Source organism: Spirillospora sp. NPDC049652 (genome assembly GCF_040675125.1).
Lineage (GTDB): Bacteria > Actinomycetota > Actinomycetes > Streptosporangiales > Streptosporangiaceae > Spirillospora.
This window is the reverse complement of the sequence record NZ_JBFAOF010000082.1, coordinates 1-14,823: the sequence shown is the minus strand read 5'-3', so window position 1 is coordinate 14,823 and position 14,823 is coordinate 1. Positions and strand designations below refer to the sequence as shown.

Genomic DNA, 14,823 nt, shown 5'->3' with positions numbered 1-14,823 from the left:
CTGTACTTCACCCGCCAGGTGTGGGGACCGCTGATCGTCCTCGTCGGGGCCCTGGTCGCGGCGGGGGCCGTCCTGACCGCGGCGTTCGCGACCGGCGGGGGCGGAGCCTCGGTCAGGGGCCTGCTGTTCGGCCTGCCCGTGGGCCTGGTCCTGGGCGGCGTCGGCGCGTTCGCGGCCTACCGCAGGAAGCGCGCGGAGCTGGCGCGCGCCTCCCGCCGCCCGGACGGCTCCTGATCAGTCCTTGCGGTCGGACAGGACGTAGGCGGAGCCCGCCGACAGGGCCGCGACGGTCACCACGGACGGCCACGCGCCGATCTTCTTGGCCAGCGGGTGCGAGCCGCCGAAGCCGGCGAGGTAGACGGTGAGCAGCGCGGCCGCGCCCTTGGGGCCGGAGGTCCTGTTCCACTCGCGCGCGCAGTACGCCCCCGCCGCGGCGAGGACGGCGCCGCCGAGGGGGCGGCGGCGGGTGAAGCGGGCGGCGGCGTAACCGCCGACGAGACCGGTGGCGGCCACGGCCGCGGTGGGGATCTTTGCCATGCCCCGGAGGCTACCGCCACTCCCCGCGGCGCGCGGGACCTAGGGTGGGATCATGAAGGTCGCGGTGACGGGCGCTTCGGGATTCGTCGGCTCGGCCCTCGTCCGCTCGCTGGCGGACGACGGGCACGAGGTGGTCCGGCTGGTGCGGCGCGAGCCGTCCGGGCCGGACGAGCGGCGCTGGGAGCCGTCCGGCGGCCCGGTGGACCTGGCCGGCGTCGGCGCGGTCGTCCACCTCGCGGGCGCGGGCATCGGCGACCGCCTCTGGACGCCGCGGTACCGCCGCACGATCCTGCTGAGCCGCGTCCAGGGCACGGCGACGATCGCGCGGGCCGTCGCCGACGCGGGGGTCCCGGTGCTGGTCTCGGGGTCGGCGATCGGCTTCTACGGCGACACGGGCGACCGGGAGGTCGACGAGGACGCGCCGAGCGGCGCCGGCTTCCTCGCCGAGGTCGTCCGGGCCTGGGAGGACGCGGCGTCGCCCGCGTCCGACGCGGGCGCGCGGGTGGCGATCGCGCGCACCGGCCACGTGCTGGGCGCGGACGGCGGACTGCTGGGCAAGCTTCTGCCGCTGTACAGGCTCGGGCTGGGCGGACGGCTCGGGTCGGGCCGCCAGTACTGGAGCTGGATCTCCCTGGAGGACGAGGTCGCCGCCCTGCGCTTCCTGATCGACGGCGACCTGTCGGGGCCGGTGAACCTGACCGCGCCGAACCCGGTCACCAACGCGGAGTTCACGCGGCTGCTCGGTGGGGCGCTGCACCGGCCCACTCCCCTGCCCGTCCCGGCGTTCGCGCTGCGTACGGTCCTGCCGGGGTTCGCCGAGGAGGCCATCCTGCCGGGGCAGCGGGTCGTCCCCCGGCGGCTCGCGGGCGCCGGTTTCCGATACACCGACCCCGAACTGGGCGCGGCCTTGCCAAGAATCTTCAAAAAGACGCGTGCCGGCGATCGCGGGCCGTACGGTGATCGTTGACGCGCGACCACCGGGAGGGGCCAGCAGATGAGCACGGACGGCCAGCCGCACATCCTCGCGATCGGCGGCGGAAGCTTCATCCGGAACGCCCGGCAGGGCGTCTCGCCGAGTCCGCTGCTCCGCTACGCCTGCGACCTGACCGGCCAGGACCGGCCGCGGCTGTGCTTCCTGGCCACCGCGATGGGCGACTCCGCCGAGATCATCGCCCGGTTCTACTCCGCGTTCGCCGAGCTGGACGCCGAGGTCAGCCACCTGGCGGTGTTCCCGATGCCGAACGTCGCCGACATGCGCGAGCACCTGCTCTCCCAGGACCTGATCTACGTCAGCGGCGGCAGCGTCGCCAACCTCATGGCGCTTTGGCAGGTGCACGGCCTCGGCGAGATCATGCGCGAGGCGTGGCACGAGGGCGTGGTGCTGTCGGGGCAGAGCGCCGGGGCCCTCTGCTGGCACATGGGCGGCAACACCGACTCGTTCGGGCCCGAGCTGCGGGGGTTCTCCGGCGGGCTCGGCCTGCTTCCCTACTCCTGCGGCGTGCACTACGACAGCGAGCCGCAGCGCCGTCCGCTGCTGCAGCGGCTGGTCGGCGAGGGCGCGCTGCCCGGCGGCTACGCGGCAGACGAGGACACCGCGCTGCACTACGTCGGCACCGAGTTCGTCCAGGCGGTCACGTTCACCGAGGGCAAGGGCGCGTACCGGATCGACGCGGACGGCCCCGGCCGGGTCAAGGAGACCCGGATCGATCCCCGGCTCCTGACCCGCGAGTAGGGGCATAGGCTGACGGACGTGAGCGATGTTGACGTACGCGGCGCGGCTCATGGCACCGGCCGTCCCGCCGAGGCCGGTACCACCGAGGCCCTCCCCGCCAAGCCCCGCACCATCGACCTTCGTCCCGCCGAGGCCCGTCCGGCCGAGACCGGACCCGCGGGCGACGCGGACACGCCGTCCCTCCCCGCGTTCGACATCGACGCGCTGACCGTGGTCCACGCCGGGTTCGGCGCCGCTGCCGTGGAGTACGAGGCGGGCTGGGAGCTCCAGCGCCGCACCCACGCGCGCCGGGCCGACGACGAGATCGGCGACACCGTCCTGCTGCTGGAGCACCGGCCGGTGTACACCGCGGGCAAGCGCACCGAGCCGCTGGACCGGCCGTTCGGCGACCCGGGCGCCCCGGTCGTCGAGGTGGACCGCGGCGGCAAGATCACCTGGCACGGGCCGGGGCAGCTGACCGGGTACCCGATCCTGCGGCTGCCCGACCCGGTGGACGTGGTCGCCTACGTCCGGCTGCTGGAGCGCATGATGATGGCCGTCTGCGCCGAGTTCGGGCTGGCCACGACCACGGTCGAGGGCCGCAGCGGGCTCTGGGTCCGCGGCGTCCCGGACCGCAAGATCGGCTCCATCGGGATCCGGGTTTCGCGCGGCGTGACCATGCACGGCTTCATGCTCAACTGCGACTGTGACATGTCCTGGTTCGACCGGATCGTCCCGTGCGGCATCCGGGACGCCGGCTCCACCAGCCTCAGCGCCGAGCTCGGCCGCCCGGTCACCGTCGCCGAGGTCGTCCCGCTGGTCGAACGGCACCTGGGCGCCCTGCTCGGCGCGGACACGGTGCTGCACCGCACCACCGCCCAGCTCTCGCTCTAGACCGCCCGGCCCCGGCCCGTCCGCCGCCGGCGCGCGGCGGCGCCCTGGACCTGTCGGCCCTTCCGGGTCAGGACTCCCTGCGGAGGACCTTGAAGACGGCCTGGCCCTCGCCCGCCGCCGCGCGGAAGAACTCCGACAGGCGCGCGTAGGCGGGACGCAGCCTGGCCTCCGGGTCCGGGACGTCCGCGTCCTGGACGCCCGCCGCGCGCATCGCCGCCGCCTCCAGCCTGCCTGGAAGGGATGCGAACCCGGTCGTGTCGAGATGCGCGGCGGCGGCCTTGACCCGCTCGGGCGCGAGGTAGATCACGTCCGCGCCGGACGCGTCCGCGCCGTCCTCGGTGAGCAGGCGGCCGCCGCACACCACGTCCGCCTCGGGCTGCCGCCCGTCCCAGGCGTCGCCGGTGAGGGCCCAGTGCAGGACCTGCCAGTCGCCGCCCAGATCGAGGGCCCGGCCGTCCCGGACGTCCCGCCCGAAGCCCCGTGCGCCGAACAGCGCGGCCGCCATCCGCGCAGGGTCGCTCTCCCCTGCGACCACGGGCGGCACCCTCAGATACGACAACGCGAGACCCACGGCGGTCCTACTCTCCACTTGCGATTCGTGCGACAACAGGCAGTCACCCTAAGAGATCGACCGGTACGCAGGGGGGAAACGCGGGAATCCGCCCCTGCCGTCCCCCTGCGGGCCCGGGAACGGGACGGAGCCGGGCGGAGGGGCGGCCGGGGACGGGACGGAGCGGGCCCGGGGGCGGCCGGGGACGGCCGAGGTGCGGCCCCTGGAGATCGGGACGTACCCTGTGGGGGTGACGACGGCGACTCCCGAGGGGCGCAAGCTCCTCCGCATCGAGGTACGGAACAGCCAGACCCCCATCGAGCGCAAGCCGGACTGGATCAAGACCCGGCTGAAGATGGGCCCGCAGTACCGCGAGCTGACCCAGCTGGTGAAGTCCGAGGGTCTGCACACGGTCTGCCAGGAGGCGGGCTGTCCCAACATCTTCGAGTGCTGGGAGGACCGCGAGGCCACCTTCCTCATCGGCGGCGACCAGTGCACGCGGCGCTGCGACTTCTGCCAGATCGACACCGGCAAGCCCGCCGAGTTCGACCGGGACGAGCCGCGCCGGGTCGCCGAGTCCGTGGCCGCCATGGGCCTGCGGTACGCGACCGTCACGGGCGTCGCCCGCGACGACCTGGAGGACGGCGGGGCCTGGCTGTACGCCGAGACCGTCCGGCAGATCCACGCGGCCGTCCCCGGCTGCGGCGTCGAGCTGCTGATCCCCGACTTCAACGCCGACCCCGGCCAGCTCGCCGAGGTCTTCTCGTCGCGGCCCGAGGTGCTGGCGCACAACGTCGAGACCGTCCCGCGCATCTTCAAGCGGATCCGCCCCGGCTTCCGGTACGAGCGGTCGCTGGAGGTCATCACCCGGGCGCGCGAGGACGGCCTGGTCACCAAGTCGAACCTCATCCTCGGCATGGGCGAGACCCGCGAGGAGGTCTCCGAGGCGCTGCGCGACCTGCACGCGGCGGGCTGCGAGCTGATCACGATCACCCAGTACCTGCGGCCGTCGCCGCGGCACCACCCGGTCGAGCGCTGGGTGAAGCCGGAGGAGTTCGTCGAGCTGTCGGCCGAGGCGGAGGAGATCGGGTTCGCCGGGGTCATGTCCGGCCCGCTCGTCCGGTCCAGCTACCGGGCCGGGCGGCTCTACAAGCAGGCCGTCGAGGCGCGAGAGCGCTGACGGCGACCATTATCCTTAGGAACATGTCGAAGAAGCCCACGGACGGGGCCCAGGAGCGTCCGGGCCGCCTCAAGCAGATCCGCATGGTCGCCCAGGTGCTCCACCAGGCGAACCCCAAGGCCCTCCCGATCGTGTTCGCCTCCGCGCTCGGGGCCCTGGTCGTCGTCGTCGCCATCGGGTGGTTCGTCGGCAGCCTGTGGTTCTTCGTCCCGCTGGGCATCCTGGCGGCGGTCGCGGTCGGCATGGTCGTGTTCGGCCAGCTCGCGCAGCGCGCCCAGTACTCGGTGATCGCCGGGCAGCCGGGCGCGGCCGCGGCGGTGCTGAAGAACGTGCGCGGCGGCTGGACGGTCACCGAGGCCGTGTCCGGCAACCGCAACCTGGACATGGTGCACCGGGCGGTCGGCCGTCCCGGCGTCGTGATCGTCTCGGAGGGCCCGCGCAGCCGCGTCGGCCAGCTGCTCGGCGCGGAGAAGAAGCGCATCTCGCGCGCCGTGCCGTCGGTGCCGATCTATGACATCCAGGTCGGGGACGAAGAGGGCCAGATCCCGGTGGACAAGCTCCAGCGGCACCTGATGAAGCTGCCCCGCAACCTGACCAAGGCGCAGGTCGCCGATGTGAACAGCCGTCTGGCGGCCCTGCCCCGGGCGATGCAGATGCCGAAGGGCCCGATGCCCAAGGGCGCCCGCATGCCGCGCGGCCCGAAGCCGAAGACGCGCTGACCCCCTCCGGCCGCCCCCGCGGCCCCCTACCGCGAAACACCGAACGGGAGGGCTCCCCCCAGCTGGGGGAGCCCTCCCGTTTCCTATGTTCTGGGTCTTCGCGCCGGAGCGGGAGGCTCTAGGACCGGACGACTACGGTGTTGGCGGCGCGGTCGTGGAGGCCTCGGTGGTCGCGGTCCCAGATCAGCGCGGGCACGACCAGGACGAGCAGGACCGTCCGGGCGAGGGCCCAGCCGAAGCCGACCGGGCGGCCGTCCAGCCGGACGACGCGCAGCCCCACCAGCTTCTTGCCGATGGTCGTGCCGAGCGTGGCGGTCAGCAGCCACACCATGACCGCGAACACGGCCGTGTTGGCCAGCGAGCGGGTCGCCGGGCTCCAGTGCAGAGCGGCGGCGAACGCGGCGCCGACCAGCGCGCCGACGACCAGGTCCAACAGCAGGGCGGCGATCCGCCGGCCGTACGTCGCGACCGAGCCGGGGCCCTCCTTGGGCAGCCCCAGCCGTCCCCCGGGCGTGCCGAGGTCGACCCCGGCGGACGCCGCGCCGCCGAGCCACGTCTGCGTCCACCTGGGGCCGGTGGACTCCCGCTGCTTACCGCTTGCCATGGCCCTACGCTATCCGGTCCCCGGACCGGCCGGGATGCGGGTCGGCGCGGGCGTTTCCGGCGGGCGTGACGGACATCACCCAGTGACGCTTAACACAGTCGAAACACATGGGACACGGCCGGGAAACGGCGCTCTGAGAGCCTGCCCGGAGCCGAGAACACCCCCAAGGAGGCTGGATGTTCAGCAGCGCCAAAGAGGTCCTGGACTACATCGACCGCGAAGGCGTCCGCTTCGTGGACTGCCGGTTCGTGGACCTTCCCGGCAAGATGCAGCACTTCACCTTCCCGGTGGAGAGCTTCGGTGAGGGCGTCTTCACCGAGGGGCTGATGTTCGACGGCTCGTCGGTGCGCGGCTTCCAGGAGATCCACGAGTCCGACATGCTGCTGCTCCCCGATCCGGGGACGGCGGTGCTGGATCCCTTCCGGCAGCACAAGACGCTGATCCTCAACTTCTTCGTGCACGACCCCCTGACCGGCGAGCCGTACAGCCGCGACCCGCGGAACGTGGCGAAGAAGGCGCAGGACTACCTGCGCGGCACCGGCATCGCCGACACCTGCTACTTCGGGCCCGAGGCCGAGTTCTACATCTTCGACGACGTCCGGTTCGAGACCCGCGCCAACGCCGGCTACTACTACCTCGACTCGGTCGAGGGCGCGTGGAACACCGGCCGCGAGGAGCCGGCGGGGAACCTGGGCGCCAAGCCCCCGTACAAGGGCGGCTACTTCCCCGTCCCGCCGATGGACCACTACACCGACCTGCGGTCGGAGATGGTCGAGCAGCTGCTGCGATCGGGCATCCACGTCGAGATGCAGCACCACGAGGTCGGCACGGCGGGCCAGGCGGAGATCGACTTCCGCTTCGACACGCTGCTGCGGACGGCCGACAGCCTGATGCTCTACAAGTACATCGTCAAGAACGTCGCGCGCGCGGCGGGCAAGACCGTCACCTTCATGCCGAAGCCGCTGTTCGGCGACAACGGCTCGGGCATGCACTGCCACCAGTCGCTGTGGAAGGACGGCTCGCCGCTGTTCTACGACGAGGTCGGCTACGCGGGCCTGTCGGACAACGCCCGGCACTACATCGGCGGCCTGCTCCGGCACGCGCCGTCCCTGCTGGCGTTCACCAACCCGACCGTGAACTCCTACCACCGGCTGGTGCCGGGCTTCGAGGCGCCGGTGAACCTGGTGTACTCGCAGCGCAACCGGTCCGCCTGCATCCGGATCCCGATCACCGGCTCGAATCCGAAGGCCAAGCGCGTCGAGTTCCGGGTGCCCGACCCGTCCTGCAACCCGTACCTGGCGTTCTCCGCCATGCTCATGGCGGGCCTGGACGGCATCAAGAACAAGATCGAGCCCGCCGAGCCGGTGGACAAGGACCTCTACGAGCTCCCGCCGGAGGAGGCCCGCGCGATCCCGCAGGTGCCGGGCTCGCTGGAGGCCGTGCTGTCCGCGCTGGAGGCCGACCACGACTACCTGCTGGAGGGCGGCGTCTTCACCCCGGACCTCATCGAGACCTACGTCGCGATGAAGCACGAGCACGAGATCGACCCGATCCGCCTCCGGCCGCACCCCCACGAGTTCGAGCTGTACTACGACGTGTGACCCCGGATCGACCACGACGTGGGCCGTCGCGGTGGCGACGACGTGGGCCGTCGAAGCGGCGAGGGGTCCCCTCGGGTGACCCTGCCGTGGGCCGTCGGTTGCCCCTGCCATAGGCCGTCGGGCGACCGTGCCGTGGGCCGTCGGGCGGCCTCGTCGGGGGGGCCTCGGATCGCGGTGGCGGAGCCGGTTCGTCATAGTTTGTCGTCATGGAGCGCCTCCGGGAACTTCTCGGGGGCGCTCCGTGTTGGCATGGACGAACGGCGAAACGATCAAGGAGAGCGCCATGGCCGAGGTGCGGGTCGAGCGGACGGCGGACGGCGGGTTCGTCGGGACGAACGCGCGTGGCGCGTCGGTCGCGATCGGGACCGGGGACCAGGACGGGGTGTTCACCCCGGTCGAACTGATGCTGGCGGCGCTGGCCGGGTGCGAGCTCGTCACGGTGGAGCCGCTGACCGCCAAGCGCGGGCACCGGATGGCGAAGCTCGCCGCGGACGTGAAGGCGGAGAAGGTCGAGACCAGCAGGCTCGGCACGATCACGGTGACCTATGACGTGGAGCTGCCCGAGGGCGACGAGGAGGCCGCCGAGGTGCTGCGGTCCGTGGCCGCGCGGGTGCACGAGAGGTACTGCACGGTCGGCAACGCGCTCAAGGAGCCGATGACCGTGGAGCAGGTCGTCCCGGTCGAATAGCCACCCAGGGTGAGTGAACACCCATGGGCAGTGAGTGGATGCTCACCGTCCATGGGTGTTCGTGCGTCCAGGGGTGAGTGCGCGCTCACCCGCCGCCCGGCGGGCGGGTCAGGTGCATCTGGTTCCGTTCCTGGGGACCTGGCCGTCCAGGAGGTAGCGGTCCACGGTGTCCACGACGCAGCGGTTGCCGGTGAGGTACGAGGTGTGGCCCTGCCCCTTGAGGCTGAGCAGGACGGCGTTACCGCCGATCTCCCTGGTCAGCGCGGGGGCCCAGGCGTAGGGAGTGGCCGGGTCGCCCTCGTTGCCGACGACCAGGATCGGCGCGGCGGACGGCGCGGAGACCTCCTGCCCCGCGTCGCTCCCCTTGTAGGGCCAGCCGGTGCAGGTGAGCAGGCCCCAGGCGAGGGCCGGGCCGAAGACCGGCGAGGCGTTGCGGAACCTCGGCAGCTCCCGCCGGACGTCCTGGACGGTCTGCCGCTGGGTGGTGTCGGCGCAGCCGATGGCGGTGTTGGCGGCGAGGAAGTTGGAGTAGTGGCCCTTCTCGTCGCGGCCGGTCTGGGAGTCGGCGAGCGCGAGCATCAGGCTGCCGTCGCCCCGGGCCCCGTCGGCGAGCGCCCGCGCGAGGATCTTCCAGCTGGCCTGGTCGTACAGGGCCGCGGCGACGCCGAGCTCTCCCAGGGACTGGGTGAGCCGGCGGCCCGGCTGGTTGGTGGGGAGAGGGCGGGCGTCCAGGCCGTCCACGAACTTCCGGGTGGCCGCGACGACCTCGTCCTTGCTCGTGCCCACCGGGCACTGCGCCGCCCCGAGCCGCGCGCAGTAGGCGGCGAAGTTCCCGAGGGCGCGCTGGAAGGCGGCGGCCTGCTGGAGGGAGAGGTCGACCGGGCTGATCTTGGTGTCCACGGCCCCGTCGAGGACGAACCGTCCGACGTTGCCGGGAAGCAGGTGGGCGTTGTTCGCGCCGAGCTCGGTGCCGTAGGACAGGCCGAAGTAGTGCAGTTTCGCGTCGCCGAGCGCCGCCCGGATGACGTCCAGGTCGCGGGCGGCCGAGACGGTGCCGACGTGCGGCAGGAGCCCGCCGGAGTGCTCGGAGCAGGCGCGGGCGAAGGCGGTGCCCCCGGCGGTGAGGGCCTTCTCCTCGGACGCGTCGTCGGGCGAGGTGTCGATGGCGACGTAGCGGTCGAGGGCGCGGTCGTCCAGGCAGGTGACCGCGGTGCTGTGGGTGACGCCGCGCGGGTCGAAGCCGACCAGGTCGTACCGCTTGCCGAGGCCCTGGAACTGCCCCGCGGACTGGGCGAGGGTGTCGGTGCCCGACGCGCCGGGTCCGCCGAAGTTGAACAGCAGGGAGCCGATGCGGTGGGCCTGGTCGGTGGCGGGGAAGCGGAGCAGGGACAGGTCGACCGCCGGTCCGCCGGGGTTGGAGTAGTCGAGCGGCGCCTTGATCGTGGCGCACTGCGGCACGCCGTTCTGCCCGGTGTTGACCGGCGGGTTGGTGGGAAGCGCGGTGCACGGACCCCAGGACGGGCGCTGGCCGGTGATGGAGGCGGGCAGCGGCGGGTAGCTCGCGGGGGTGACGCCCGGCGAACCGGGAGTGCCGCCCGGCGCACCGGAGGTGAGGCCCGCGGCCATGCCGGGAGTCGAATGCGAAGAGTCCGCTCCCCCGCATCCGGACGGTCCGAAAACGGTCAGAGCGAGGGCGGTTGCCACCCCGACATGCCTCAGAGGCACCATATGCAACATTCGTCCCCCCAGTGGTTCCGCGGGGGGCGATCCATGACCTACCCCTGGCCTCCTATGCTGACTCCCGATCACGTCGAGTTCGCGCCGTCTCCGGGTGCCGGGGCTCCTCACCCTGAAGTCCGGATTTCCCCGCCGAGGCGTACTACTCAAGTCTGAGATGAAGACCATTCGTCGCGGTGATCTCAACCGGGTGGCCGCGCGGCAAAGATAGGTAGCATGGCCCAAACCGCCCCAGCAGCTCCTCGCGGCCAGGCCGAGGTGACCGACGCCCCGGCCGGGCGCGTCCCCCTGCCCCGGCAGGGTTCGGCGCCCGCACGCCGGCCCGCCGGCCGCGTCACCCGGTTCGCGCGCGCCGTCCGCACGTTCTCCGGTTCCGCCGGCGCGCCGCCGCTCTGGCGCGAGCTCGTGCTGATCGCGCTGTTCTACACGGCCTACACGCTGACCCGGATCATCCTCGTCCAGGACGGCACCGGCCCGGCGTTCCAGCACGCGCGCGACATCCTGTCCCTGGAGCGCGCGCTCGGCGTGGACGTGGAGCTCGACCTCAACCGGTGGCTGCTGGAGGTCCCCGCGCTGGCCAAGGCCGCGAACATGTTCTACGTGAGCATGCACTTCGTGGTGACGCTCAGCCTGGTGGTGTGGCTGTACCGGTACCGGCCGCTGGAGTACCGCTGGCTGCGCGCCGCGGTGATGATCGCGACCGGGCTGGCGCTGATCGGGTTCTGGCTGTACCCGCTGGCCCCGCCGCGCTTCCTCGGCAGCGCCGGGTTCGTCGACCCGGTGACCGCGCTGCACTCCTGGGGGCTCTACTCGGGCGACTCGGCCGGGACGATGACCAACCAGTACGCGGCGATGCCGTCGATGCACGCCGGCTGGTCGCTGTGGTGCGGGTTCGTGCTGGTCCGGCTGGGCGCCCAGAAGTGGGTGAAGGCGGTCGGCGTGGCCTACCCGGTGACCACCGTGCTCGTGATCCTGTCCACCGCGAACCACTACATCCTGGACGCGGTGATCGGGATCGCCCTGATCATCGGGTCGCTGGCGCTGTCCTGGGTGCTGTACCGGCGGCCGCCGGAGGTGCTGCTGCGGGCCCGGGAACGGGCCGGATCGAAGGCGCGGGCGGGTCGCACGAGAGTAATGGTTCGACTTCGCACCGTGGCCGGTGCGGGGTCGGCGGAGCGCGTCTGAGATGCTCGGGTCATGGCCAGGACGGCGGACCTCTCCGGAACCGGTCCCGGCCCGGCGGGGCTCCCCGAGCCGGACGCCGGGCCCGTCAGGCCGCGCCTGTGGCCCGAACTCGCGATCGTCCTGATCTGCTACTTCGCCTACGAGTTCACCCGGAACCTGGTCCCCGCCGAGCGCGCCCTCGCCCTCCAGCACGGCCATGAGCTGCTGGTCGCCGAGGCCCGGAGCGGCCTGGACGTCGAGTACGCGCTGAACCGGCTGTTCCTCGGGCACTCCTGGATCGCCGTCCCGGCGAACTACTTCTACTCGACCATGCACTTCGTCATGACGGTGGGCGTGCTGGTCTGGCTGTACTGGCGGCATCCCGGGCCGTACCGGGTGCACCGCGCGGCGCTGCTCTTCCTGACCCTCATCGGGCTGCTCGGCTTCTGGCTCTACCCGCTGGCCCCGCCGCGCATGCTGGCGGGCTTCACCGACACGGTCGTCAGCTTCGGCACCTGGGGCATCTACACCACCGGCCCGACCGCCTCGGTCTCCAACCAGTTCGCGGCGATGCCGTCCATGCACACCGCCTGGTCGCTGTGGTGCGCCGCCGCGATCATCTCGATCACCCGCCGCCGCTGGGCCGTCGTCCTCGCCGTCCTGTACCCGGTCGCGACCATCATGGTGATCATGGGCACCGCCAACCACTACCTGCTGGACGCGGCGGGCGGCGCGGCGGCGTCGGCGCTCGGCCTGACGCTGGCGTACGGCGGGGCCCGCGTCCGGGTGCCGTCACGTCAGGTGGCGCCGTAGAAGGCGCGCTCGACGACGGCGCGGGCGCGGCGCGCGTGCCGGTGGTAGTCCTCCAGCAGGTCGCCCGCGGCCGGGTAGCCGAGGACCTGCGCGACCGCGCTCCGCTCGTGGTGGTGGTCGGTCGGCAGCAGATCGGACGGACGGCCCCGGACCAGCACGATCGCGGACCGGATCCGGGTCGCCAGGCACCACGCCTCGGCGAGCTCCGCGGCGTCGCCGGCGTCGAGCAGGCGGGCGGCGACGGCCGCGTCCAGGGCGGCGAGGGTGCGGGTGGTGCGCAGCGCCGGGATCTCGTGGGCGTGCCGGAGCTGGATCAGCTGGGCCACCCACTCGACGTCCGACAGGCCGCCGGGGCCGAGCTTCAGGTGCAGCCGGCGGTCCGCGCCGCGCGGCAGCCGCTCGGACTCCATCCGGGCCTTCAGCCGCCGGATCTGCCGGACGGCGTCCTCGTCCACGCCGTCCTCGGGCCAGCGGACCGGGTCGATCACCTCGCGGAACCGCTCGCACAGCCCGGGGTCGCCGACCAGCGGGTCGGCGCGGAGCAGGGCCTGGCTCTCCCACGGCTCCGACCAGCGGGCGTAGTAGGCGGCGTAGGACGCGAGGGTGCGCATCAGCGGGCCGGACCTGCCCTCCGGACGCAGGTCGGGGTCGATCTGGAGCGGCGGGTCGGCGGCGGGCAGCGCGAGCAGCCGCCGGAGCTCGGCGGCGACGGCGGACGCGGCCGACGCGGCGTCCCGCTCGTCCGCGCCGGGCTTCGGGTCGTGCACGAACATCACGTCGGCGTCGCTGCCGTAGCCGAGCTCGTGCCCGCCGAAGCGGCCCATCGCGACGATCGCCACGGCGGTCGGCAGCGGGCCGCGCCGCTCGACCTCGATCTTGTCCACCGCGGCCTCCAGCGCGGCGTCGAGGGTGACGGCGGCGATGCCGGTCAGCGCCTCGCCGACCTCGACCGGGCCGAGCAGGCCGAGCACGTCGGCGGCCGACACGCGGAACAGCTCCCGCCGCCGGACGGCCCGGACCGCCGACACCGCGTCCTCCGCCGACGGACCGGCTCCGGCCCGTCGCCGGACCGCCGCCAGGGCCTCGGCGCGCAGCGCCGCCACCGGACGCGGCCGGAGCCCGCCGTCGGTGTCGCCGCCGAGCATCGCGACGGCCTCGGGCGCCCGCAGCAGCAGGTCGGTGGCGTAGCGGCTGGAGCCGAGGACGTGCGCCATGCGCTCGGCCACGGTCACGTCGTCGCGGAGCAGGCGCAGGTACCAGGGGGTCGCGCCGAGCGCGTCGCTGACCTGCCGGAAGCCGAGCAGCCCCGCGTCCGGGTCGGGGGCGTCGGCGAACCAGCCGAGCATGACCGGCAGCAGCGTCCGCTGGATCGCGGCGCGGCGCGTCACCCCGGAGGTGAGCGCCTCGATGTGCCGGAGCGCCCCGGCCGGGTCGCGGTAGCCGATGACCTCCAGGCGGGTGCGGGCCGCGTCCGGGGTGAGCCGCGCCTCCTCCTCGGGGAGCCGGGCGACGGCGCGCAGCAGCGGACGGTAGAACAGCTTCTCGTGCAGGCGGCGGACCTCGCGCGCGTGCCGCCGCCACAGCGCGGTGAACTCCCCCACCGGGTCCGTCCGCAGGCCGAGGGCGCGGCCGAGGCGGCGCAGGTCGGCGGGGTCGTCCGGGACCATGTGGGTGCGGCGCAGCCGGTGCAGCTGGACCAGGTGCTCGACGCGGCGCAGGAACCGGTAGGCGGACGCGAGCGCCGCGGCGTCGTCGCGCCCGACGTAGCCGCCGCGGGACAGCTCGGCGAGCGCGTCCAGCGTGCCGGGGGCCCGCAGCGACTCGTCCGAGCGGCCGTGGACGAGCTGCAGAAGCTGGACGGCGAACTCGACGTCGCGCAGCCCGCCCGGCCCCAGCTTGAGCTGCCGCCCGGCCTCGGCGGTGCGCCGGTTCAGGTCGGCCTCGACCCGGCGGCGCATCGCCTGGACGTCCTCGACGAAGCTCTCCCCCTCGGCGGCGTGCCACACGATCGGGCCGATCGTCGCGGCGTACCGCGCGCCGAGCTCGGCGTCCCCGGCGACCGGACGCGCCTTGAGCAGCGCCTGGAACTCCCACGTCTTGGCCCAGCGCTCGTAGTAGGCGCGGTGGCTGGCGAGCGTCCGGACCAGCGGCCCCGCCTTGCCCTCGGGGCGCAGCGCCGCGTCCACCTCCCACAGCGCGCCCTCCGGGGTGCTCGCCGAGCACGCCCGCATGGCGGCGGCGGCCAGCCGCGCGGCGGTGCGCAGCGCGGCGTCCTCGGGACACCCCTCGCGCACCTCCGCCACGAAGATCACATCGACGTCGCTGACGTAGTTCAGCTCGCGTCCGCCGCACTTGCCCATCCCGATCACGGCGAGGCGGCACGCGTCGTGCCCGGGGACCTCCGCGCGCGCGACGGCCAGCCCGGCCGCGAGCGCGGCGGCCGCGAGGTCCGCCAGCGCCGCCGCGACCTCGGCGACGTCGAGCTCGCCGGTCAGGTCCCGCGCGGCGAGCATGAGGATCCGCCTCCGGTAGGCGACCCGCAGCGCGACCAGGGTCTCGGTGGACGCGTCCCGCGCCACCGGCTCCGCCGCCTCCGGATCGGCGCCCACCGCGGTCAGGAACTCG

General features: G+C 73.4%; 15 protein-coding genes. 10 read left to right on the top strand and 5 right to left on the bottom strand.

Annotated features, from left to right (window positions below; translation table 11 throughout):
• Positions 1–234, top strand: a 234-nt coding sequence (locus AB0J52_RS08695) for a hypothetical protein (RefSeq protein WP_500180960.1), incomplete at its 5' end; no start/stop codon positions are given.
• On the opposite strand, the gene AB0J52_RS08690 is transcribed toward AB0J52_RS08695, so the two are convergent.
• A complete protein-coding gene (locus AB0J52_RS08690; RefSeq protein ID WP_500180959.1) occupies positions 235–537 on the bottom strand; it encodes a hypothetical protein in 303 nt (100 codons plus the stop codon).
• 52 nt (positions 538–589) lie between these two features.
• On the opposite strand from AB0J52_RS08690, the gene AB0J52_RS08685 reads away from it, so the two are divergent.
• The 3 genes from AB0J52_RS08685 to lipB all read left to right on the top strand — a co-directional run bounded on the left by AB0J52_RS08685 (position 590) and on the right by lipB (position 3,142).
• Entirely contained in the window at positions 590–1,504 is a 915-nt protein-coding gene (locus AB0J52_RS08685; protein WP_500180958.1) for a TIGR01777 family oxidoreductase, read from the top strand.
• A 27-nt stretch (positions 1,505–1,531) separates the two neighbouring features.
• Positions 1,532–2,269 (top strand): Type 1 glutamine amidotransferase-like domain-containing protein, encoded by a 738-nt coding sequence (locus AB0J52_RS08680; RefSeq protein WP_500180957.1) that lies wholly within the window; start codon positions 1,532–1,534, stop codon positions 2,267–2,269.
• Positions 2,270–2,473: 204 nt separating this feature from the next.
• Positions 2,474–3,142, top strand: coding sequence for a lipoyl(octanoyl) transferase LipB (lipB, locus tag AB0J52_RS08675; RefSeq protein ID WP_500180961.1), 669 nt, complete (start codon positions 2,474–2,476; stop codon positions 3,140–3,142).
• A gap of 67 nt (positions 3,143–3,209) precedes the next feature.
• On the opposite strand, the gene AB0J52_RS08670 is transcribed toward lipB, so the two are convergent.
• On the bottom strand, positions 3,210–3,647 hold the full coding sequence (locus AB0J52_RS08670) for a DUF1877 family protein (RefSeq protein ID WP_500180956.1): 438 nt from the start codon (positions 3,645–3,647) through the stop codon (positions 3,210–3,212).
• Between the two features lie 295 nt (positions 3,648–3,942).
• Here AB0J52_RS08670 and lipA point away from each other — a divergent pair, with 295 nt between their 5' ends.
• Together lipA and AB0J52_RS08660 are read left to right on the top strand one after the other, a co-directional pair.
• Entirely contained in the window at positions 3,943–4,872 is a 930-nt protein-coding gene (gene lipA / locus AB0J52_RS08665) for a lipoyl synthase (protein ID WP_500180955.1), read from the top strand.
• Between the two features lie 23 nt (positions 4,873–4,895).
• Positions 4,896–5,591: a DUF4191 domain-containing protein gene (locus AB0J52_RS08660; protein ID WP_500180954.1), complete on the top strand. Its 696-nt coding sequence runs from the start codon at positions 4,896–4,898 to the stop codon at positions 5,589–5,591.
• 118 nt (positions 5,592–5,709) lie between these two features.
• On the opposite strand, the gene AB0J52_RS08655 is transcribed toward AB0J52_RS08660, so the two are convergent.
• Complete coding sequence (locus AB0J52_RS08655) at positions 5,710–6,195, bottom strand: RDD family protein (protein ID WP_500180953.1); 486 nt, start codon at positions 6,193–6,195, stop codon at positions 5,710–5,712.
• A gap of 176 nt (positions 6,196–6,371) precedes the next feature.
• Between AB0J52_RS08655 and glnA the strand changes: the two genes are divergently transcribed.
• Complete coding sequence (gene glnA / locus AB0J52_RS08650) at positions 6,372–7,796, top strand: type I glutamate--ammonia ligase (protein ID WP_500180952.1); 1,425 nt, start codon at positions 6,372–6,374, stop codon at positions 7,794–7,796.
• Between the two features lie 283 nt (positions 7,797–8,079).
• Positions 8,080–8,484 carry an OsmC family protein gene (locus AB0J52_RS08645; RefSeq protein WP_500180951.1) on the top strand — a complete coding sequence of 135 codons (405 nt, stop codon included), beginning with the start codon at positions 8,080–8,082 and terminating at the stop codon, positions 8,482–8,484.
• A gap of 108 nt (positions 8,485–8,592) precedes the next feature.
• On the opposite strand, the gene AB0J52_RS08640 is transcribed toward AB0J52_RS08645, so the two are convergent.
• Positions 8,593–10,110, bottom strand: a complete 1,518-nt coding sequence (locus tag AB0J52_RS08640) for an alpha/beta hydrolase (protein ID WP_500180950.1) — start codon at positions 10,108–10,110, stop codon at positions 8,593–8,595.
• A 327-nt stretch (positions 10,111–10,437) separates the two neighbouring features.
• Between AB0J52_RS08640 and AB0J52_RS08635 the strand changes: the two genes are divergently transcribed.
• Complete coding sequence (locus AB0J52_RS08635) at positions 10,438–11,406, top strand: phosphatase PAP2 family protein (RefSeq protein WP_500180949.1); 969 nt, start codon at positions 10,438–10,440, stop codon at positions 11,404–11,406.
• Between the two features lie 12 nt (positions 11,407–11,418).
• Positions 11,419–12,198, top strand: a complete 780-nt coding sequence (locus tag AB0J52_RS08630) for a phosphatase PAP2 family protein (RefSeq protein WP_500180948.1) — start codon at positions 11,419–11,421, stop codon at positions 12,196–12,198.
• Here the strand turns inward: AB0J52_RS08630 and AB0J52_RS08625 are convergent.
• Positions 12,183–14,823: bifunctional [glutamine synthetase] adenylyltransferase/[glutamine synthetase]-adenylyl-L-tyrosine phosphorylase (locus AB0J52_RS08625; RefSeq protein WP_500180947.1), on the bottom strand; the 2,641-nt coding region annotated here is incomplete at its 5' end. The two genes, AB0J52_RS08630 and AB0J52_RS08625, sit on opposite strands and share 16 nt — an antisense overlap.